The 20571-nt window shown below is 74.5% G+C and carries 20 protein-coding genes; 12 read left to right on the forward strand and 8 right to left on the reverse strand.

Going from position 1 to position 20571, the window contains the following annotated elements:
• Positions 1-139: 139 nt before the first annotated feature.
• The 4 genes from POF43_RS04615 to POF43_RS04630 form a co-directional block, all read right to left on the reverse strand.
• Entirely contained in the window at positions 140-1588 is a 1449-nt protein-coding gene (locus POF43_RS04615; RefSeq protein WP_271324989.1) for a choice-of-anchor P family protein, read from the reverse strand.
• A gap of 932 nt (positions 1589-2520) precedes the next feature.
• Positions 2521-3477 (reverse strand): LysR family transcriptional regulator, encoded by a 957-nt coding sequence (locus POF43_RS04620; RefSeq protein ID WP_271325760.1) that lies wholly within the window; start codon positions 3475-3477, stop codon positions 2521-2523.
• A 202-nt stretch (positions 3478-3679) separates the two neighbouring features.
• Positions 3680-4408, reverse strand: a complete 729-nt coding sequence (locus POF43_RS04625; RefSeq protein ID WP_271318825.1) for a hypothetical protein — start codon at positions 4406-4408, stop codon at positions 3680-3682.
• Positions 4409-4796: 388 nt separating this feature from the next.
• Positions 4797-5489 (reverse strand): hypothetical protein, encoded by a 693-nt coding sequence (locus POF43_RS04630; protein ID WP_271325216.1) that lies wholly within the window; start codon positions 5487-5489, stop codon positions 4797-4799.
• A 271-nt stretch (positions 5490-5760) separates the two neighbouring features.
• On the opposite strand from POF43_RS04630, the gene POF43_RS04635 reads away from it, so the two are divergent.
• The 6 genes from POF43_RS04635 (at position 5761) to POF43_RS04660 (ending at position 12600) form a co-directional block, all read left to right on the forward strand.
• The gene (locus POF43_RS04635; RefSeq protein ID WP_271325215.1) at positions 5761-7110 is read left to right on the forward strand and encodes an efflux RND transporter periplasmic adaptor subunit; all 1350 of its coding nucleotides are present in this window, start codon (positions 5761-5763) and stop codon (positions 7108-7110) included.
• The gene (locus POF43_RS04640; RefSeq protein WP_282704418.1) at positions 7107-8033 is read left to right on the forward strand and encodes an ABC transporter ATP-binding protein; all 927 of its coding nucleotides are present in this window, start codon (positions 7107-7109) and stop codon (positions 8031-8033) included. Before POF43_RS04635 ends, POF43_RS04640 begins: the two co-directional genes overlap by 4 nt.
• Positions 8030-9241 (forward strand): ABC transporter permease, encoded by a 1212-nt coding sequence (locus POF43_RS04645; RefSeq protein ID WP_282704419.1) that lies wholly within the window; start codon positions 8030-8032, stop codon positions 9239-9241. Before POF43_RS04640 ends, POF43_RS04645 begins: the two co-directional genes overlap by 4 nt.
• Before the next feature lie 95 nt (positions 9242-9336).
• Positions 9337-10080 (forward strand): hypothetical protein, encoded by a 744-nt coding sequence (locus POF43_RS04650; RefSeq protein ID WP_271325015.1) that lies wholly within the window; start codon positions 9337-9339, stop codon positions 10078-10080.
• A 109-nt stretch (positions 10081-10189) separates the two neighbouring features.
• Complete coding sequence (locus tag POF43_RS04655) at positions 10190-10915, forward strand: response regulator transcription factor (RefSeq protein WP_271325016.1); 726 nt, start codon at positions 10190-10192, stop codon at positions 10913-10915.
• A complete protein-coding gene (locus POF43_RS04660; RefSeq protein WP_271325014.1) occupies positions 10915-12600 on the forward strand; it encodes a sensor histidine kinase in 1686 nt (561 codons plus the stop codon). Before POF43_RS04655 ends, POF43_RS04660 begins: the two co-directional genes overlap by 1 nt.
• On the opposite strand, the gene POF43_RS04665 is transcribed toward POF43_RS04660, so the two are convergent.
• Both POF43_RS04665 and POF43_RS04670 read right to left on the reverse strand, forming a co-directional pair.
• A complete protein-coding gene (locus tag POF43_RS04665) occupies positions 12601-13329 on the reverse strand; it encodes a type 1 glutamine amidotransferase domain-containing protein (protein ID WP_271317198.1) in 729 nt (242 codons plus the stop codon).
• 143 nt (positions 13330-13472) lie between these two features.
• Positions 13473-14267: a trypsin-like serine peptidase gene (locus POF43_RS04670; RefSeq protein ID WP_271325013.1), complete on the reverse strand. Its 795-nt coding sequence runs from the start codon at positions 14265-14267 to the stop codon at positions 13473-13475.
• Positions 14268-14791: 524 nt separating this feature from the next.
• Here POF43_RS04670 and POF43_RS04675 point away from each other — a divergent pair.
• From POF43_RS04675 to POF43_RS04690, 4 genes are all read left to right on the forward strand, one after another.
• The gene (locus tag POF43_RS04675) at positions 14792-15265 is read left to right on the forward strand and encodes a Tat pathway signal sequence domain protein (protein ID WP_271325750.1); all 474 of its coding nucleotides are present in this window, start codon (positions 14792-14794) and stop codon (positions 15263-15265) included.
• 9 nt (positions 15266-15274) lie between these two features.
• Positions 15275-15922 carry a class F sortase gene (locus POF43_RS04680; protein ID WP_500692334.1) on the forward strand — a complete coding sequence of 216 codons (648 nt, stop codon included), beginning with the start codon at positions 15275-15277 and terminating at the stop codon, positions 15920-15922.
• Positions 15923-16018: 96 nt separating this feature from the next.
• Positions 16019-16510, forward strand: coding sequence for an RNA polymerase sigma factor (locus tag POF43_RS04685; protein WP_271318427.1), 492 nt, complete (start codon positions 16019-16021; stop codon positions 16508-16510).
• A complete protein-coding gene (locus POF43_RS04690; RefSeq protein ID WP_282704420.1) occupies positions 16491-17078 on the forward strand; it encodes a hypothetical protein in 588 nt (195 codons plus the stop codon). Before POF43_RS04685 ends, POF43_RS04690 begins: the two co-directional genes overlap by 20 nt.
• Positions 17079-17452: 374 nt before the next feature.
• Here the strand turns inward: POF43_RS04690 and POF43_RS04695 are convergent, their stop codons facing one another.
• Together POF43_RS04695 and POF43_RS04700 are read right to left on the reverse strand one after the other, a co-directional pair.
• Positions 17453-17677, reverse strand: coding sequence for a hypothetical protein (locus POF43_RS04695; RefSeq protein ID WP_271325778.1), 225 nt, complete (start codon positions 17675-17677; stop codon positions 17453-17455).
• Positions 17678-17787: 110 nt separating this feature from the next.
• Positions 17788-17991, reverse strand: a complete 204-nt coding sequence (locus POF43_RS04700; RefSeq protein ID WP_271316917.1) for a cold-shock protein — start codon at positions 17989-17991, stop codon at positions 17788-17790.
• 818 nt (positions 17992-18809) lie between these two features.
• Between POF43_RS04700 and POF43_RS04705 the strand changes: the two genes are divergently transcribed.
• Both POF43_RS04705 and POF43_RS04710 read left to right on the forward strand, forming a co-directional pair.
• The gene (locus tag POF43_RS04705) at positions 18810-19094 is read left to right on the forward strand and encodes an SCO5918 family protein (protein WP_271325777.1); all 285 of its coding nucleotides are present in this window, start codon (positions 18810-18812) and stop codon (positions 19092-19094) included.
• Positions 19095-19452: 358 nt separating this feature from the next.
• Complete coding sequence (locus tag POF43_RS04710; protein ID WP_282698816.1) at positions 19453-20526, forward strand: fatty acid desaturase family protein; 1074 nt, start codon at positions 19453-19455, stop codon at positions 20524-20526.
• Positions 20527-20571: the final 45 nt, after the last annotated feature.

Genomic DNA, 20571 nt, shown 5'->3' on the forward strand with positions numbered 1-20571 from the left:
GACCGGGCGGAACGCACAGCTGGTACCGGCCGGCGTTCGCACGGGCGGAACGCACGGTGGCCCGGGAACCAGGGGTTCCCGGGCCACCGCCGGTCAGTCACCGGTGGGCGCGGTAACGCTCACCGGACTGGCGGGAGGATCAACGGCCGCCGTGCAGGCGACGGTGGTGCCTGATCACGTGGTGCCTGATCACGTGGTGGCGCCGCGGGTGGTGCCGCCGCGGGTGGTGGCGGTGGTGCCGGTGGTGGTGACCCGGACGGCCGGGGTGGCCGGGACGGCCGCGGTCGGCGCGGATGGTCACCGCGCGGCTGGTCGAGGTGACCGTGCTGTCGGTCGGGGTGGTGGCGGTGGCCGTGCCCCGGTCGGTGATCCGGCCGCGCACCCAGTCGGAGCGGGTGACGCGGTAGACGGCGGTGCAGTCCTCGGACGCGCCGGGGGCCAGGGTGGTCTCCGGGCAGGTGACCGTCGGGTTGCCGGGGCCGGAGTCCGTGACGTCCACGTTCGTCAGCGTCGAGGTGCCGGTGTTGGTGACGTGGAACGTGTAGCGGATCAGCTGGCCGACGCGGGAGAAGGTGCGTCGGTTCGCGTGCTTGACCACCCGGATCGAACCGCTTCCAGGGGTGCCGAGGGCCGGAATGGTGACCTCGTTACTGGTCGCCGTCACGGTGCTGTCGTCCGGCAGGGTGGCGGTGACCGTGGCGGTGTCGGTGATCTCGCCGGCTGTCACGTCCGCCGCGGTGGCGACGTACGTGGCGGTGCAGGTCTCTTCGGCTCCCGGTTCCAGGACGGCGTCCGGGCAGGTGACCGTCGGGTCGCCGGGGCCGGAGTCGGCCACGTCGATGTCGCTGAGCTCCTGGGCGCCGGTGTTGGTGACGATGTAGTTGTAGTGAATGGTCTCGCCGGCGGTGAACGAGGTCTCCACGGCCGACTTGTTGATCGACAACGAGGGGACCATCGGGGCCGCGCCGGCGCAGTCGGCGTGGCCGACGATGACGTTGGCGGCGCCCAGCGCGGGCAGCAGCACCAGGTGCAGCGCGTTGACGGACAGGGTGCCGTCAGGAGCGGTGGTCTGCTCGTTGAGCGTGATGGTGCCGATGCCGGGGACGCCCACCACCGTGTTGGGCGCGGCGGAGACCGGCAGGTTCAGGATCGGGACGCCCAGCACGCTCACCGAGCCGCTCGCGATGACGCCGGAGCCGGTCGCGCCGGCCGGCGTCGCGTTGCAGGTGGAGTTGACGCCGGTGAGGGCCAGCGAGCCGATGGTTCCGAGGTTGACACCGAGATTTGCCACCGTCGCCGAGGCGTTGGAGTCGCCGGTGGTCGTGCTGCCTCCGGTGGTCGCGGTGAGAACCGCGGCGGTCGCGAACGGCCCCAGGTTCAGGCCGACCAGGGTGGTCGTGCCGCCCGGGGGGTACGCGGAGACCGGGGTGGGCGGGACCGCGACGATCCCTCCGATGGCGTCGGCCGACACCACGAAGGCGTTGGCCACCGGCGACGGGGCCGCGGTGGCCGGCGCGGCCAGGCACAGTGTGCCGACCAGGGACGACAGCACGGCAAGGCCGATGCCGCGCCTCAAGCGTGAACTCATGAACGTTCCTCATTCGGGTGTGGTGCGGGTGACCGGGCCGGGTCCGTGTGACCGCCCGGCGGCGGTGGAACGGTGTCGTGCGCACTCCGAAACGGCGGCGCCCGTGGACGGGTGCCCTCGTTCGCACGAGCGCGTCGAAAGGAGCCCTCAGCGACAGCCGGCGCATCCGTTCCGCCACCGGAAAGCGCCCTCGGACCGAGGTGCGGGACCGCTTTCGGGTGGCGGAAGGGCGAAGCGACGAGCTGTTGTGATGACCGGAGGACGTGATGACCGGGGGACGTAGTGACGCGGCGCTACGAAAGCGCTTTTATGCCGATCTGATTTGTTGCGATCATGATTGGCATATTCCACGGACCGTGACGATTTTCTGACCAGGTGTCACCGAGAACCGCTGAGGTGGCGCAAGGGTCCGTGCGCCGCTCGTGGGGCCACGCCGACTGAGGGGTGGTCCGCCGGGCGCCGACGGCTGGGGCCGCGGTGCGCCGATGGCCGGGCCGCAGGGCCTGCGGTTGACCGGCGGTGCCTACGGTTGACCTGCGGTGCCTACGGTCGGGCGGCGGCGGTGCGGACGATCGGGGTGCGGTGCCGATGACCGGATCGCGGTGCGTACGGCCGGGTTACGGCGCCGACGCGAGCGGCGCGGTGCTGGTCGCCGGGGCCGCCGCCCCGATCGACGTGCCGCCGAGGATTCCGCGGGTCACTGGGGCACCCGATCACCCGATCACCCGATCAGCGGACAGTGGGCGTGGAGCCTGACGCCTGACGGAGTGACGCGTGACGCGTGACGGCATGGCGGAGTGACGCGTGACGGCGTGACCGGGCGACTGTCGGCGGCACGGTGGCACGGCCGCACGGCCGCTACGGTCCCCACCCCCGCACCCCGGGCCCCCGCACCCCCACCTCCGGAACGCCGCGCCCCGCATCTCCCCGCGTCAGTGAAGCCGGGCGGTGACGATCGGTTCGCGGTCCAGCATGCCGGTGCGGGACATCTCCTCCGCGGCGTCGATCGCGCCTTCGGCCAGTCGGGCCAGGACGACGGCGACGGCCGGCGGCGTGGTGTCGCCGACGGCGCGGTGCAGCACCAGCGTCTCGAAGGCGCCCGGCACGGCGACCGGCGTCATCGTTAGGCCGGGCGTACGGGAGGCGACGGACCGCGGCAGGACCACCGCGCCCAGTCCGGCGGCCGTCATCGCCACCACCGCCGACCAGTTGGCCGCCTCGTGCGCCAACGGAGCGCCCGGCAGGCCGTGTTCGGCGGCGAGGCGGTCGTAGGCGTGGGCGCGGGCGTGGCCCCGGGGCGCCCCGATCCACGGCACGGACGCCAACTCGGCCGCCGTGCACGGCACATGACCCCACGCGGTGGGTACGCCGACGCTGTACTCGTTGCGCATGAGGACCTTCAGCGCGTAGCCGGGCGGGGCGTCCGGGCGGTGGTCGTGGTCGGCGGTGGCCAGCAGGACGTCCAGCTCGCCGCGGTGCAGGGCGCGCAGTCCGTCGGCGTTGGAGACCTCGCGCAGGCACGGGCGCAGCGCGGGATGGCGTTCGGTGAGGGAGGGGATGACGCGGGCGACGAAGGTGGTCAGCACCGCGAGGACAGCGCCGATGACGACCGGGCCGCCGGCCTCGGTGCCGGCGGTCAGGTCCTGTGCGGCCAGGGCGAGTTCGGCGGCGATGCGGCCGCCGCGTTCGGCCAGCGCGCGGCCGGTCGCGGTGAGGTCGGCACGCCCGCCGGTCCGGTCCAGCAGCGCGACGCCCGCCTCCCGCTCCAGCCGGCGCACCGCCTGGGAGACGGCCGAGGGGGTGATGCCCAGCAGCCGGGCCGCCGCCGCGATGCCGCCGGCCCGCTCGACGGTGTGCAGGACGACGAGCCGTCTCGGTTCCAGCTCCACGCGGTCAACCCCTCCGCCGCTCTCAACTCCCGCCGAAACTACGGGAGTTCGGCGCCCGACCCCGGTCGCGCACCCCATCGTTGCCCCAGCCGGCGCCCGGGAGCCGCACCGCAACGGGAGCCGCACCGCGCCGAACCGAACCGGCGCCGAGCCGCACCGGCCCGCTCCGGTCCGCCCCACCCCGCCCCCGGAGGGCAGTCCATCACGTCGCCGGGTCGTGCTCCACCGCCGCCCGGACCTGGCGCATCACCGGGCCGACGACGCCGGCGGGGGCATCGTCGAGGAGCTTGCCGCCGTCGACCTTGGGATAGAGGGTGACCAGGCCGAAGGTGGTGGGGGTCAGCCAGACGCAGTCGGAGGCGTCGGAGGCCATCCAGCCGGACCGCACCAGCGTCTCCTGGCAGCCGGCCCGTCCGCCGTGCGGTCCGGCGTCCGTGGCCGACCAGTCGCTGGTGACCCGGTCGCCGGCGCCGTCGTCGGTGGTGGAGGGGACCTTCGCGAGCCGGTCCAGCGCCGCCGGGTCGTACCCGGTGCCGTTGAGCCCGGCGACGACGACGTACGCGTTCTTCGCCGGGTCGTCGTAGACGGCCTCAACCATGCTGCCGGTGATGCCCAGTTGGGTGGTGAGGGTGTCAAGGCTGGCGGTCAGCCTGGCCAGGTCGTCGGCCGGCGGGCGGAAGCGGGCCAGACCGTCGACGGTGGCCGGAGCGGTCAACACCCAGGAGGCGGAGCCGGATCGGCCGGTCGCGGCAGCCGCTCCCGGCGCGGTGCCGGTGCCCCGTGCGGCAGCGGTGCCCGGTGCGGTGGACGCCGTGGCGGCCGGTCCCGAACCGGACGCGGACGCCGGTCCGCCGGCCGAACAGCCGGTCACCGCGGCGCCGGCGAACGCGGCCAGGGCCATGGCGAACGCGGCGAGGGAGCTCCTGGGCATGACGGTTCCTCAAGGGAGGCGGAACGGGCGGGCGCGGACACTCCGCCCGAAGGCGGCCTTCCGTGCCCCCCACTGTCCCGTTCCGCCTCCCGGCCCGGAAGCAAGTACCGCTTGCCCCGGGGGTCAGTGATGCTTAACGGCCGTTCGCACGGCCAGAGTTCGACGCGGGTGCCAGGCAACGCCGGTTCACCGCCGACCCGTCCGACGCCGCCCCCCGCACCGCCAGCTCCTCGACCGCCGCCGCTGACAACCCCGCACCGCCGGCGCCGCCAACCCCTGCACCGCCAGCTCCTCGACCGCCGCCGCCAGCCCCGCACCGCCGGCGCCGCCACCCTCCCGCGCCGCCAACCGCCGGCCCCGCCAACCCCCGCACCGCTGGAACCGACCCTCAGGCCGACGGGCTCGCGCTCGGGGCGTTGGTGCGCTTGGGGAGCAGGACCTGGCAGGTCTTGAACGCCTTGGCCGTCTTGGAGTCGCCGGACGCGACGCCCTTCATGCCGGTGCCGCCGCGAGTGCCCGGGGAGGCGGAGGGCAGCGTCACGCCGTGGTCCTTCAGGCAGCTGGTGAACGCCTTCATCGCGGTCGCGTTCGCGCCACCGCCGCCGAAGGCGCCGCCGGCCCCGCCGCCGAAGCTGGGGCGCAGCTTCTCGCAGGCCTGCTCGGCCTTGGCGTACGCCGGGTTCGCGGACTGGCCGCCACCGAAGCCACCGCCGAAGCCGCCGCCACGCCCGCCGAACCCACCGCGTGCGCCGCCGTTCGAACCGGGGGCGCCGCTCGGCGCGCCGCTGGGCCGGTGGCCGCCGCCGAACCCGCCGCCGAAGCCGCCGCTGGGCCGGCCGCTCGGGCGGGCCGGGAGCTTGACGCCGTGCTGCGAGAGGCACTGCTGGTAGGCGGCCATCTGCTGCGGGCCGCCGGAGGCCCCCGCGGAGGGGGTGGCCGACGCCTTCGCCGACGTACCGCCGGAGGAGGAAGAGGAGGAGCAGCCGGTGAGCAGCAGCAGGCCGGCGGCGATGACCGCGGCGGGTACGAGGGCCCGGCGCGACGTGCTGGACGCGGCCGACGGGATGGTGGTCCGGGTCATGGGGGCCGGCTCTCCTCGGGAATGCGGTAGCAGGGCGTGGTGGGCGTACCACCGCCGCCCTACTCAACCGCACCGGCTTGAGGGCGGGCTGGGAGATTTCCGGGAGTTTCCTGGGAGTCCCGGGCGGCCGATGGCGGTCGGTACGCATGGTTGCGTACCGGTACGCGCTGGTTCGACCGGGGTGGCGGGCCGGGTGTGCGGGGGTGGCGTTCCCAGCGAACTCCCAGCCGGGTGTCAGGAGTTCGACAAGGCGGACGGTCACTCTGCTGCCATGAAGGTGCTCCCACGGCGGCGCAGGGCCGTCCTGATGAACTCGGTGCTCGGCGTCGTGCTCCTCGCGGCCGCCGCCGGCGCCTACGCGGCGGTGAACAGCGACAGCACCACACCGGCCCGCACCGGCACCCGTACCGCGACGGTCGCCAAGGGCACGGTCCTGGCGACGGTCTCCGGCTCCGGGTCGCTCGCCTCCCCCAGTGACGCGGGCGTCAGCTTCACCACCGGCGGCACGCTCACCGAGGTGAAGGTCGCCCCCGGTGACACGGTGACCAAGGGCGAGGTGCTGGCGAAGGTCGACCCGACCTCGGCCGACCAGACGCTCCAGGAGGACCAGGCCACGCTCACCGCGGACCAGGACAACCTCACCAAGGCCGAGGCGGGTGAGACCACGACGACCGACAGCGGTTCGTCCGGTGGCGGCTCCTCGCGCGGCGGGGCGTCCTCACAGGCGGCCACCACCACGACGACCGTCGACCCCGCCCAGGTCGCGCAGGCCCAGGCGCAGGTGACGCAGGCGCAGAACGCGGTGGCCGCGGCGCAGAGCGCGGTCGACGGCACGGAGTTGACCGCACCGGTCAGCGGCACGGTCGCCTCGGTGGCCGGCAAGGTCGGCGACACGGTGGCCGGCTCTTCCGGTTCGGCCGGCAACTCCGGTGGTTCCGGCGGCGGTTCGAGCTCCGGCTCGTCCTCGTCCGGGTCCTCCTCCAGCTCGTCGTCGTCCGCGCCGACCGGCTTCGTCGTCATCACCAACCCCACCGGCATGCAGGTCACCGCCGACTTCTCCGAGTCCGACTCGCTGAAGATCAAGGCCGGCCAGCCCGCCACGGTGACGCTCACCGCCGAATCCGACAAGGTCCTCAACGCCAAGGTGCTGTCGGTCAGTTCGCTGCCGGTCAGCAGTGGTTCCGGTTCCGGCGGCGGCAGCGGTTCGGGCAGCGCGGTGCAGTACGCGGCGACGCTGGCGATCTCCGGCTCCACCACCGGACTGCGCACCGGCCTGTCCGCCACCATCCAGGTGGTCACCGGTGAGGCGTCCGACGCGCTCTACGTCCCGGCCGAGGCGGTCAGCGGCACCGGTGCCGCCCGCACGGTCACCGTGGTCGCCAAGGACGGCAGCACCAGCACGGTCAACGTGACCGTGGGCGTGCAGGGCGACACCGACGACCAGATCACCAGCGGCCTGACCGCCGGCCAGCAGATCCAGATCGCCTCCGTGGCCTCCACCGGCACCAACGGCTTCCCCAGCGGCGCCTTCCCCGGCGGCGCGGGCGCGGGCCGGGCCGGCGGCTTCGGTGGCGGCGCCGGCGGCGGCTTCGGCGGCGGTCGCGGCGGGGGCCGCGGATGATCCCGCGCCTGCGCCTGCGGCGCCGCGGGCCCGCGGACGTACCCGGCGCCATCGTCTCCAGCGCCGAGAACGACCCGCCGCCCGACCCGTTGGCCGCCCACGGCCTGGCGGCGGACGGTGGCCCGTGGGGACCGCCGCCGGTCATCGACGTGCGGTCGCTGATGAAGACCTACGGGCACGGCGAGGCCGCGGTGCACGCGCTGGCCGGCCCGTACGACCCGGCCACCGGTGAGCGGCGCGGGGTGGACCTGACCGTCAAGCGCGGCGACTTCGTCGCGGTGATGGGCAGTTCGGGCTCCGGCAAGTCCACCCTGATGAACATCATCGGCTGCCTCGACGTGCCCACCTCCGGCTCCTACCGGCTCGACGGCATCGACGTGGGCGGGCTGGACGAACACCAGCTGTCCCTGGTGCGCAACCGCAAGATCGGCTTCGTCTTCCAGTCGTTCAACCTGGTCCCGCGCACCCCCGCGCTCGCGCAGGTCGAACTCCCGCTGGCCTACGCCGGGGTGCGCAGCGCCGACCGGCGTCAGCGGGCGGTGGCCGCGCTCACCCTGGTGGGCCTCGGCGACCGGATGGACCACCGGCCCAACGAGTTGTCCGGCGGCCAGCAGCAACGCGTCGCCGTGGCAAGGGCGTTGGTGACCTCACCGGCGATGCTGCTGGCCGACGAGCCGACCGGCAACCTCGACAGCCGCAGCACCGCGGAGGTGCTGGGCATCGTCGACCGGCTCAACGCCACCGGCCGCACCGTCGTGCTGATCACCCACGAGGACGAGGTGGCCCGGCACGCCAAGCGGGTGGTGCGGCTGGTCGACGGCCAGATCACCGAGGACGTCCGGCAGGCCCCGGTGGACGGCCCGCCGCCCGCCATGGCCCCCGTCCCCGCCCTCCCGTCGTCCACCGGAGGCGATCCGCGGTGAACCCCTTCGAGACCCTGCGCTTCGCGGTCGGCGGACTCGCCGCCAACAAGGTGCGGTCCGGCCTGACCATGCTCGGCGTGCTGATCGGCGTGGCCGCGGTCATCCTGCTGCTCGCGGTCGGCAACGGCTCCTCCCAGGCGGTGAAGGACTCCATCGAGAAGCTGGGCACCAACTCCCTGACCGTCACCTCCGGCGCCGGATTCGGCGCCACCGGCGGCGCGACCACCACCAAGCCGCTCACCGTGGACGACGCCCGCGCGCTGGCCGATACCAAGACCAACCCGGACGTGCGGTCGGTGGCTCCGGAGGTCACCACCTCGCAGACCGCGCTCTACCAGGGCACCTCGCACACCGTCAGCCAGGTCGTCGGCACCTACCCGGCGTACTTCGAGGCGTCCAACAGCAAGGTCGTCAAGGGCGACTACTTCAGCGCCGACGACGTCCTCAACTCCCGCAAGGTCGCCGTCATCGGCTCCACCACCGCCACCGACCTGTTCGGCACCGCCGACCCGGTCGGCAAGCAACTGGTGCTGGGCGGCACGCCGTTCACCGTGGTCGGCGAACTGGCCACCAAGGGCGGCACCGGGTTCCAGGACCCCGACGACGTGGTGATCGCCCCGCTGCCCACCGTGCAGAACGCCTTCACCGGCTTCGGCTCGCTCAACCAGATCCTGGTGGAGGCCACGTCGGCCACCGCGACCACGCCGGCCCAGAACGAGATCACCACCACGCTGATGGGCCAGCACGGCATCAGCGACCCGACCGCGCTGGACTTCCGGGTCAGCAGCCAGACCTCGCTGCTGACCACGCAGGCCTCCACCAACCAGACGTTCACCGTGCTGCTGGGCGCGGTCGCCGCGATCTCGCTGCTGGTCGGCGGCATCGGCATCACCAACATCATGCTGGTGACGGTGACCGAGCGGACCCGCGAGATCGGCATCCGTAAGGCGATCGGCGCCCCCAAGGGCGTCATCCTCGGCCAGTTCCTCACCGAGTCCACCCTGCTGTCGCTGGTCGGCGGCGGGCTCGGCGTGGCCGTCGGCCTGATCGGCTCGCGGTTCACCATCGTCGGCATCAAGCCGGTCGTCATCCCCGAGTCGGTGGTCGGCGCCCTGGCCATCGCGGTGGCCATCGGCCTGTTCTTCGGCAGCTACCCGGCCAACCGCGCCGCCAGCCTGCGGCCCATCGAGGCCCTCCGGCACGAGTGACCCCGCCCGCTCCCGGCCCGCCCGGCGCCGCGCACCGCACCACCCGCCCCGCACGACCCCGTATGGAACCGCCGTATGGACAGGAGTACCCGGACATGGCCCGACGCCGAACCGACCTCGTGAAGGCCGGCGCCCCCGCACCCGCACCGGAGCCGTCCGGCGAGCTGCTGCCCCAGCCGCGGACCGCGCCCGACACCGCCGAGCTGGTGCTGCGGCCGGAGGAGGTGCTGGCGGTGCCGCCGGACGCCCGCGACATCAGCGCCGAACTGGCCGCCCCGCCGCGCCGCCGGCTGCCGTGGGCCACGCTGCTGCTGTCCGGCTGCGTGGTCGCGGCGCTGGCGTTCACCGGCGGCGTGCTGGTGGAGAAGAACCAGTCGCCGGCCGGCGCCCGGGGCGGTGCGGCGGCGTTCGCCGGTGCCCGCGGCGGCGCGGCCGGCTCCGGCGCGGCGGCCGGCCGCACGTTCGGCGGCACCCGTGGCGGCACCGCGGCGGGCGCCGCGGGCGGTGCGGCGGGCGGCGCGGCCGCCGGGATGACCACCGGCACCGTCAAACTGGTCGACGGCTCGACGATCTACGTCTCCGACGCCCAGGGCGACATCGTCAAGGTCACCACCGCGAAGTCGACCACCGTCAGCGAGTCGAAGAACGGCAAGGTCGCCGACCTCCAGCCGGGCCAGACCGTCACCGTGCGCGGCAGCGCCGACTCCTCCGGCGACATCAAGGCCAGCACCGTCACCGAGGGCGGCCTGACCGGCGGATTCGGCGGATTCGGCGGCGGGCGCGGCTTCGGCGGCGGCGCGGCGGGCGGCGCCGGCTCGAGCGCCGGGAGCGGCGGCTGACCGCGGGCGGCGGGGGCTGAGCGGGGCAGCCGCGCCGCCCGGACGCGGCACGGCGTACCGTTGCCCAGCCCCCACCGCACGTGACGAAGGACCCAGAGGGCGGATGACCATGGACGCACCCGAGGCCAGCCTGCTGGTCGTCGACGACGAACCCAACATCAGGGAACTGCTGTCGGCCTCCCTGCGCTTCGCCGGATTCCGGGTGGTCTCGGCCGCCACCGGCGCCGAGGCGCTGGCCGTGGTGGCCGGCGACTGCCCCGACCTGGTGGTCCTCGACGTGATGCTGCCGGACATGGACGGCTTCGCCGTCGTGCGGCGGCTGCGCGAGGAGACCGCCTACGGCCGCAACGCCGCCGCCCGCGACCACCTGCCGGTGCTGTTCCTGACCGCCAAGGACGGCGTGGAGGACAAGGTCTCCGGGCTGACGGCCGGCGGCGACGACTACGTCACCAAGCCCTTCAGCCTCGAGGAGCTCATCGCCCGCATCCGCGCGATCCTGCGGCGCACCGGCGGCCCCGACGACAACGGCACCCTCATGGTCGGTGACCTCGAACTCGACCCGGTCGGCCACCAGGTGCTGCGGGGCGGCCGGGTGGTGTCGCTGTCGCCCACCGAGTTCAAACTCCTCGAATACCTGATGGCCAACGCCGGCCGGGTGCTGTCCAAACCGCAGATCCTCGACCACGTGTGGGCCTACGACTTCGGCGGCGACCTCAGCATCGTCGAGTCCTACATCTCCTACCTGCGCCGCAAGCTCGACAGCGGCGAGGGCGGTGCCGCGAAACTCATCCACACCGTGCGCGGCGTCGGATACGTCCTGCGCCGGCCGCACTGATGACCGGCACCGGCACACTGCTGCTGCGGCGCCTGAGGACAACGGCGGCCCGGCTGCGGAAGACGGCCCCGCTGCGGAATGCGGCCCGGCTGCGGAACGCGGCATGGCTGCGGAGGGCGGCCCGCGCGCTGCGGCCGTCCGCGCTGTCGCTGCGCTCCCGGCTGGTGCTGCTGTCGGTGGCGCTGGTCGTCATCGGGCTCGGGGTCAGCGACACCGTGGTCCTCGGCTCGGTCCAGGGCAAGCTCGTCGAACGCGCCGACCAGCAACTGGAGCGGTTCGGGCAGCCGTTGACGCATCGGCTGATGCTCGGCGGCCCCCCGCCGCAGCACCAGCAGCACGGCGCCGCCGACGGGACCGCCGGCGGGGGCTTCCCCCGGTCCTGGCTGCCCAGCCAGTACGTGGTGGCGTTCGCCGCGCCCGACGGCACGATCACCCAGCAACTGCGCGTCCCGGTCTCGGCCGGCGACCCGCGCCCGCTGTGGCCGGTGATGAACGCCGCCCAGCTCAAGGCGCGCACCGGCACCCCGTTCGACGTCCCCAGCGACCACGGCGGCGGCAGCTGGCGGGTGCTGATCCTGCCGGTCGGCGGCCCGCCCGGCCGGCACACCGGCCCGCACCCCGGCGGCTACGGCACCGCGGCGGCGACCACCGCGCCGGCCGCCGAACTGCCGGCCGGCGTGGTGGTCGCCGTCTCGCTGGACGACGTCACCTCCACCACGGCGAAGCTGCGCACCGCGTTCCTGCTGATCGGCCTGCTGGTGGCGGCGCTGCTGGGGCTGGCCGGCTGGTTCGCGGTACGCGCCGGGCTGCGGCCGCTGCGCCGGATCGAGGCGACCGCCACCGAGATCGCGGCCGGCCGCCCGCTGTCGTACCGGATGCCCGACGTCTCACCGCGCACCGAGGCCGGCCGGCTGTCGACCGCGCTCAACGGCATGCTGGCGCAGATCGAGTCCGCGTTCGCCGCCCGGGCCGAGTCCGAGGACCGCATGCGGCGCTTCGTCGCCGACGCCAGCCACGAACTGCGCACCCCGCTGGCCGGCATCCGCGGCTTCGCCGAGCTGTACCGGATGGGCGCGCTGCCGGACGAGGCCGACGTCCAGCGCACGATGGCCCGCATCGAGAGCGAGGCGATCCGGATGGGCGGCCTGGTGCAGGACCTGCTCACGCTGGCCCGCGCCGACGAGCACCGCCCGCTGCGGCTGGAGCCGATGGACCTGCGCACCCTGGCCGCCGACGCGCTGCACGACACCACCGCGCTGGACGCCACCCGCCCGGTCTCCCTCACCGGCCCCGGTGGCGCCGGCACCCCGCCGGGCCCGGCGCTGGTGCTGGGCGACGAGGCCCGGCTGCGGCAGGTCGTCGCCAACCTGGTCGGCAACGCCGTCGCCCACACCCCGCCCGGCACCCCGGTGCGCATCGGCGTCGGCACGGCCGGCGGCCACGGCGTCATCGAGGTGGCCGACTCCGGGCCCGGCCTGGAACCCGCCCAGGCCGCCCGGGTCTTCGAGCGCTTCTACCGGGTCGACGCCTCCCGCTCCCGCCGCGAGGGCGGCGGCGCCGGCCTGGGCCTGGCCATCGTCGCCGCCCTGGTCACCGGGCACGGCGGCCACGTCGACCTGGAGACCGCTCCCGGCGGGGGCGCGGTCTTCCGGGTCAGCGTGCCGTGCGTGCAGCCCGGGAGCTGATCAGCCCGCCTGCGCCAGCATCGCGGCGAACCGGCGGCCGAACAGGTAGGCGTCGCCCGGCCAGCGGGCCGACAGGTAGTGGCCGTCCTCGACGACGAAGGCGGCCGTGTCGTCGGTGGCGGTGCCGCGGGCCGTCCCGGCGCGCGGACCGCGTTCGAACTGCTCCGGGCGGTCCAGCGCCGCCCGGACCTCCTGCTCGACGTAGGCCGGATACGTGCGGTAATAACGCCCCAGCCGCCACGCGGTGAGCGCGTAGGCGGTGCGTTCCATGTACGCCGGCAGGCACGTCGTGCGGTGGCCGCCCAGCACGCCGGCCCGGGCCGCCACCAGGACGCCGTGGCAGATCGCGCCGACCGGCCGCCGCAGCGCCCAGAACGCGGACACCTTGCCGGCCAGCACCGGCGACCCCAGGTACTGCCGCATCCCCGGCGCGTGACCGCCCGGCAGCAGCAGCCCGTCGTAGTCGGCCGGCTCCACCGCCTCCCACGCCACCGTCGCGGCGAACTCCGGCGCGCGCTCCAACTCCCGGTAGAACCGCACGGGTTCCTCGTGCGCGCCGAGCTTGCCGAACAGCACGCCGGTCAACAGCCGCGGATCGGCGGCCGGTACGGTCCCGGCGCGCTCGGTGGCGAACACCACCTGGTGCCCCGCGTCCCGCAGCACCCGCCACGGCACGGCGACCTCCGTCACGTCGAAGTCCCGGTCGGGCAGCGGAATCAGCACTCGCATGGGGTCACCTCGGCGACGGTCGGGGTACCGGACGGCCCCACGCTAGCGCCCGGTGCGGTGCCGTCGGCCGGGGGTGCGGCGCGACCCGGCGGACACCCCCGCGCGGGCCGGCCGGCCGCCGGCCGGCGGCGTCGCGCCGGACGTCAGCAGCCGTCGCCGCCGGCCGCCGGCACGGTGTCGGCGGGCAGCCCCAGCGTCGCGCGGGCGATCAGTTGGTAGACGTCCGGGCGGAACGCCGGGGAGTAGGAGGTGTACTCGTAACAGCCGCCCTGGTGCAGTCCGGCGATGACACCGACGACGAAGGTGAGGTGGCCGGGACCGCCGGTGATCCACGGGCTGCCGCTGGAACCGCCCACGTAGCCGTGGCAGTTGAAGCTGGGATAGCCGTCGGTGTAGTACACCCCGGTCACGCAGCGGATCGGCTGGTCGTCGAGGCCGGCGTTGTACGCGACGTCGGTGATCGTGCTGCCCGAACGCGGCGCCTGGCCCAGCACGTTGGCACCGGTGACGTCCTGCACCCCGACCGTGCGGCCACCGAGCCGCTGGTCGGCGACGGTCAGGATGGCGTAGTCGTGCCGCGGGTCCTGACCCGAGGTCCACGCCGGGTCCACGTAGGCGTGGGTGACCGTCCACACGCCGTACGGGGTCCTCCCCTCGTCGTATCCGGGCACGAACTGCCAGCCCGCAGCGGTGCCGTGCACGCAGTGCGCCGCCGTCAGCACGAGGTCGTGCCCCGGGCTCGCCACCACGCTCGCGCTGCAACCGTGGTCCGCGGCAAGGCCGTTGCGGAACAGCGCGCCGACCGTGGGCGTGCCGTCGAACGGCGTCGCGGTGCCCGTGCCGGGCGGCGCCGGGGGATCCGCCGCTGCGGGCCCGGCCGCGAGCACCCCTATCGACAGCGCGGCGGCCACCGCCACCCACACCCGTATCCCTGACAACCCGGTCCTCGACCGACTGGCCACGTTCCGACTCCTCTCCGCGGACGATCACCGGTGACGCGGCCGTCCGACGCAGTCCTCGTACCCGGGTTGGGCCGGGACAGGCCGTTGCCCGGGACTCCCGGTCGCGCGGCGGGTCGTGATGAGCCGTTCCTGTCCCGCCGCGCACCCGCGCGCAAGAGATACGACCGACCGCGGACCCCCGCTTCACCTGCGGCGATGCCGCCGGCCACGGCCCGTTCCGCCGCGGTGGCGGACGGTACGCGCCCGCCCGCCCCGGTCACCCGCCGCCACCGGACGACGCCACGCGCGACACCGGCGCCGACCCGATCGCGGTACCGCGCGGCGGCCTCCGGCGACCCCCGGTGGTCTTCCGCGGTCCCCAACTCCCCGTCCCCGCAACGCTTTACCAACCCTTTGCAACCGGGTCGGCGGCCCGGTCGTCTCTTCGCCCGATCCGACAACGAGCGCCTGCCGCCCGCCGCCCGGCGCGGCGGTGGCGGGCCGAGGAGAGAGAAGTCGTTATGCCGTTCCTGCGCAAGAGTGTGATGACAGCGGCCGCCCTGGCCTGCGGTGCGGTGCTCGCGACGGCCGGCCCGGCGCTGGCCGTCGGCTCCGCCCACCCGTCGGGCGCCCCCGCCACCGGCCGGCTGGCCAGTGACTCGGGCAAGGGCACCGGCCAGCCGGCCAGCGCCTCGGGCACCGGCTCCGGCCGGCTGACCGGCACCTCGGGCAAGCCCTCCGGCCGGCCGACCAGCCGCCCGGTCAAGCCCACCGGCCAGCCGACCAGCGCCCCCCGGCCGGCCGTCTCCGCGGTTCCCGCGCCCGGCCGCCAGGTCGGTCGCGTGCCCAGCGGCGCCCCGGACACCGGTGTTCCGCCGCTGGCCGCCGGCCACAGCGGGCACGGCACCGCCGAGGGCTCCGCGGCCGCCGCGGTCGTGCTGCTGGGCGCGGCCGTCGTCGTCGTGCGCCGCCGTTCGCTGCGGGCCCAGGGCTGACCGTTGCGCCTGAAGCGTGCCGTCGCGGCCCTCGCGGTGCCGGCCGCCGCCGCCGCCTGCTGCGCGGGCTGCGGCCCGGACCGCCCGGCCGCCGCGAACGGCCCCCGGACGCCGGTCGCCGTCACCGCGCCGCCGGCGAAGGCACCGGCCGCCCGGCCGTCCGCCGGTCCGAAGCCGTTGGCGTCCTCCGCGCCGGTGCGGCTGGAGATCCCGGCCATCGGGGTCGACACCCCCGTGATGCGGCTCGGGCTGGCCGCGGACGGCACCGTCGAGGTGCCGCCGATCGCCGCGCACGCGCCGGCCGGCTGGTACGACGGCTCGCCGACGCCGGGGCGGACCGGGCCGTCGGTGATCCTGGCCCACGTCACGGTCGGCCGGTACGGCGACGGGGTGTTCCTGCACCTGTCCCGGCTGCGTCCGGGCGACCGGGTCACCGCCCGGCTGCGCGACGGTGCCACGGCCGGCTTCACCGTCGAGTCGGTGCGTACCGTCGCCAAGGCGCACTTCCCCACCGCGTCCGTCTACGGTGACACCGCCCGGCCCGAGCTGCGGCTGATCACCTGCGGCGGCCCGCGCGACGCCGCGGGGACCGGCTACGCCGACAACGTCGTCGTCTACGCCGACCTGACGTCCACGACGCCCGCCACGACGACGTGACCGGCTGACCACCCGTGGTCCCGGACGGGCCGCAACGCCCGCCCGGGACCACGGCGACCACCGAACTCCCTTGCCCCGCCCAGACCTTGGAGAGCGTTGAGCCGGTCCCAGGACACCGCGGCGTCCGAACTGTTCGCCGCCGTCTACCCGCGGCTCGCCGGGTGGTGCCGGCGGCTGGTCGACGACGACGGCACCGCGCACGAGATCGCCTCCGAGGCGTTCACCCGCCTGTGGGCCCGCTGGTCCAAGGTGGACGAGCCGCGCGGCTTCCTCTACGTCACCGCCGCCAACCTGGTGCGCGACCACTGGCGCCGGCTGGAACGCGAACGCCGCACCCTGCGCCGCGTCACCGCCGAAGCCGTCACCCGCGGCCAGGACGAGGACGACCCCTCGGTGCGGCTGCTCGTCCGTTCCCTGCCCCGGCGACTGCGCGTGCCGGTCCTGCTGTACTACTACGCGGACCTGCCGGTGCGTGAAGTGGCCCTGCTGACCGGACGCAAGGAGGGCACGGTCAAGGCCGACCTGCACGCCGCCCGCGAACTTCTGCGCTCCAACCTCGGGAGACGTCTTGACCACTCACCCCGCTGACCCCGGAAAGGACCGCGGCGACGGCCGCAGCGACGGCCGCGTCCAGCACCCGGCCGAGGACCACGACGACGAGCTGACCGTCCTGCTCGGCCCCGGCACCGGGCACCTGATGCCGCCGCCCGGCACGTTCGAACGCGTCCGCCGCACCGCGGCCCGCCGCCGCAGCCTGCGCGCGGCCGCCGCCGCCGGCATCGGGCTGGCGTTCGCCGCCGCTGTCGCGCTGCCCCTGACGCTGACGCTCAACGGCCCCGCCGCGCCGCCGGACCCGGTACCGCCCGCCGCCCCGCCGGCCGCCGGCACCTCGCTGCCCGGCCGGACGGCCCCCTCGGCACCCGCTCCGGCCCCCTCCCGGTCGGCCGGCCCCACCGCGATCCCGCAACGGCCCACCGGACTGCCCCGACGCCGGCCGTCCACCCCGTCGGGCCGCCTGCGCGACTCCCTGGACCCGACCCCCACCGCCACCGCACGGCGGGCGGGCGACGGACGGCTGGCGAGCCCCCCGGCGGTGACGGGTTCGACGCGGACGACGAGCCCGACCAGCCCGACGAAGCCGGAGGTCACGCCGTGACGCGGGAAGTGGGCGCGGTCGCGCCGTGACGCGGGGTCGGCCCATCGCATGGGGAGTTGACGCACCGGAGCGGCAACTCCGGTGCTGGCATAGGTACTTGAGGGGGAGGAGCGGCTGAGCTGCTTCATGGGGAAGTGGGCTCGGCGGGGACGCGGTTCCGCGATGGCCGGCCGGCGGGGTCAGGCGGGGCCGGGGAGCGCGGCGGGGCGGTGGCGGGGCGGCGCCGAGGGCCGCCGCGGGGGCAGTGACGGGCGGCGCCGGAGACGGCCGCGGGGGCGGGGAACCGGGGTACGGGCAATCCGAATTCACGGCTTCGGATCAACCGGCCACGCATTCGGTCATAAGGCGGTCCGGTGCGTTCTCGGTGGTCACCGTCAGCGTTTTACCGCGACCTCGGACGGCGAATGCGTGAGCCGGTCGGCGGAGGCGGTTCCCGGAGCGGTGGTCGGCCCGTCGGCGAACGCGGGTGGTGGCGCGGGGGCGACGCGGGTGGTGAATGCGGTGCCGTCGTCGCCGGATTGGGCGGAGGTACGGAATCGGCTCACCGCGGTGACGGTCCGGGAGCGGTCGCCGATGTCGCCCGGAAAGTCGTCGGGCACCGGTGGAGATAATTCCCGGTGAACTCTTCGGGGCCCTTCGCCGTTGGCGGAAACGCGGACGGCCGGGACCACTCCCGAAGGAGCGGTCCCGGCCGTCGAGGCGTCTCGGGTCAGGCCGGGACGATGTTCTCGGCCTGCGGGCCCTTCTGGCCCTGGACGACCTCGAAGCTGACCTTCTGGCCTTCCTGGAGCTCACGGAAGCCGGAGGCGGAGATGTTGGAGTAGTGGGCGAAGACGTCGGCGCCGCCGCCGTCCTGCTCGATGAAGCCGAAGCCCTTTTCAGCGTTGAACCACTTCACGGTACCGGTAGCCATAATGTTCTCCTCAGGGGCAGTAGAACGAAACCCCGCACTGTGCGGAATCGCGTCGCCGTATTGACCCCTCCGGATATGACGAAAGAATTCGCTGTCCGGAAAAACAAAAATGCACCTGAAGGTCACATCCTCAGGTGCACACAGAGTTCCATGGGTACCAAAACCGCAACGCAGTCAACCTAACACACATCCGTCACAGTGGCGAGGATGTGATCGACAACCCGTGAAGAACGCATCCGCCGCCGGAACAGCAGACCGGAGAGCGGACGGTGAACACCGCTTCCGGCGCCTCCCCGCAGTCGCGGAAGTGCGGGGCGTCACTCTCCGGGGGCGGGTTGCGAGGTGACTGCGGGATGGCCCCGCGAAGGTGTGAGTGACCGGTTCCGCGGACGTGTGCGGACGGATGCGGACCGTGGCGGACGGATGCGGACCGTGTCCGTCCGTGTGCGGCCGGCCCGCTGGCGGACCGCGCGGCAGATCCGCCCGGCCGATCCGTGGGAGCCGTTCCGGGGCCGTGCGTTCGACGCTGTGCGCAACACCACATCGCGCCCGGGCCACGCGCCGCCCCTCGCGGGCCCGCGAGCGGGCGGGCGCGCGCCGGAGGTGCGGGCGGACGCCGCACAGGTGTTGCCCCGGAAGCCCACAGGCGATCGGTGGCCGGTCCGCGCCGAGATCTCGATGTGATCTCGATGAGGTTGCGGCGGACCGCGCGGGGGAGGCGAAAATGAACGGACCGGTGGCCTTTTGCTGTCGTCATGCGCAGCGCGCTGTGCGACGCTGTGGATTCAGAACCTCCACCGAATACCCCAGGAGCCCCTGTGCGCTGTGTCATCGCCGGCTGTCACTTCGACCTGACCGCGAGTGAGGTACAGGCGGCCATGAAGGGCATCGCTCCCGAACCCGTCAACGGTCCGTCCGTCACGATCGGCCGCCGGACGTACCCGGTGAAGCAGGTCGGCGCGGTCCTCACCCGGCAGGACCGCCGCGACTTCTCCGCCGCCGAGGTCACCATCGCCCTCACGCGCCTGGGCTTCACCTGCGCCTCCGCCCCGGTCGCGCCGCCCCAGCCGACCGCGCCCGCGGACCCCTGGCCGATGTCCTGACCCACGCGGCGACAGCGGCCCGACGTGCCGCGCGACCGGCGACGCCCCCGCCGTCGCGCCTGCCGGGTCCCGCGTTCGCGACGCGCCGTGCCGACGGCGCGCGGGCCCTGCGGCGGTGGCCGAAGCCCGCTGCCGCGGTGCTGCGGACACCCCTGCCGTCACGGCGAAAACCCTTGCGGCGCAAGGGGAAACGCCGGTCGCGGCAGCGGTGGAACGCGTCGTGCGCTCCCGGTCGGGGACCGGGCGGGTGCCGTACGCTGGCCGTACCGGAGGACGTTTCTGAGCCGGGCCTCAGCCTGCTCCTTCCTGCGGTGAGCCACCTACGCCGGGCGTCATGCCCGGGGACGGGCCACGTGCCATGACCCCCACCGACACCCCGCCGCTGGCCACCCTGGCCGCACCGCCCCCGCCCCCGTCCACCGCCCCGGGCAGCGACTTCGCCGTGCTCTCGCGCCGCATCGTCGGCGCGGGCCTGCTGCGCCGCCGGCCGGGGTACTACGCCGCGCGCATCGGCGGCGTCGCCGTGCTGTACGCGGCCGGCTGGACCGCCTTCGCGGTGCTCGGCCACTCCTGGTGGCAGCTGCTGATCGCGGCCGGACTCGGCGTGATGTTCGCCCAGGTCGCCCTCGTCGCGCACGACCTCGCGCACCGCCAGGTATTCCGGCTGCGCCGGCCCAGCGAGACAGCCGGACGGATCGCCGGGAACCTGGGCGTCGGCATGAGTTACGGCTGGTGGCAGGACAAGCACACCCGCCACCACGCCAACCCCAACCACGAGGACCTCGACCCCGACGTCGACCCGTACGTCTTCGTCTGGTCGCGGGGGCAGGCCGAGCGGGTCGGCGGACTGGCCCGGTTCATCGGCGCCCGCCAGGCGTTCTGGTTCTTCCCGCTGCTCACCCTCGAAGGCTTCAACCTGCACTTCGCCGGTGCGCGGGCGGTCTTCCGGCGCGGCTCCGCGATCAAGCTCCGCGGCCTGGAGGGCGTGTTGCTGTGCGTGCACGTCGCCGTCTACCTGGCCGCGCTGCTGCTGGTGCTCACCCCCTGGCAGGCGCTGGCGTTCCTCGCCGTTCACCAGATGGTGTTCGGCGTGTACATGGGGTGCACGTTCGCCCCGAACCACAAGGGCATGCCGACGATCACCGGGGCCGACGAACGACCGGACTTCCTGCGGCGCCAGGTGCTGACCTCGCGCAACGTGCGCGGCGGACTGCTCCTGGAGGTCGTGCTCGGCGGCCTCAACCACCAGATCGAACACCACCTCTTCCCCAGCATGCCCACCCCCCACCTGCGCCGCGCCCGCGTCATCGTCCGCGCGTACTGCGCCGAGCTGGGCATCGCCTACACCGAGGCCGGCCTCATCGCCTCCTACGCGCAGGCCCTGCGCCACCTGCACGACGCCGGCGCGCCGCTGCGCGTACGAACGGCATGAGCGGCCCGGGACGCCTCGACCGCGGGAAGGGGGAGGGGTCGGACC

The sequence above is a fragment of the Streptantibioticus silvisoli genome, assembly GCF_027947535.2.
Taxonomy (GTDB): domain Bacteria; phylum Actinomycetota; class Actinomycetes; order Streptomycetales; family Streptomycetaceae; genus Streptantibioticus_C; species Streptantibioticus_C silvisoli.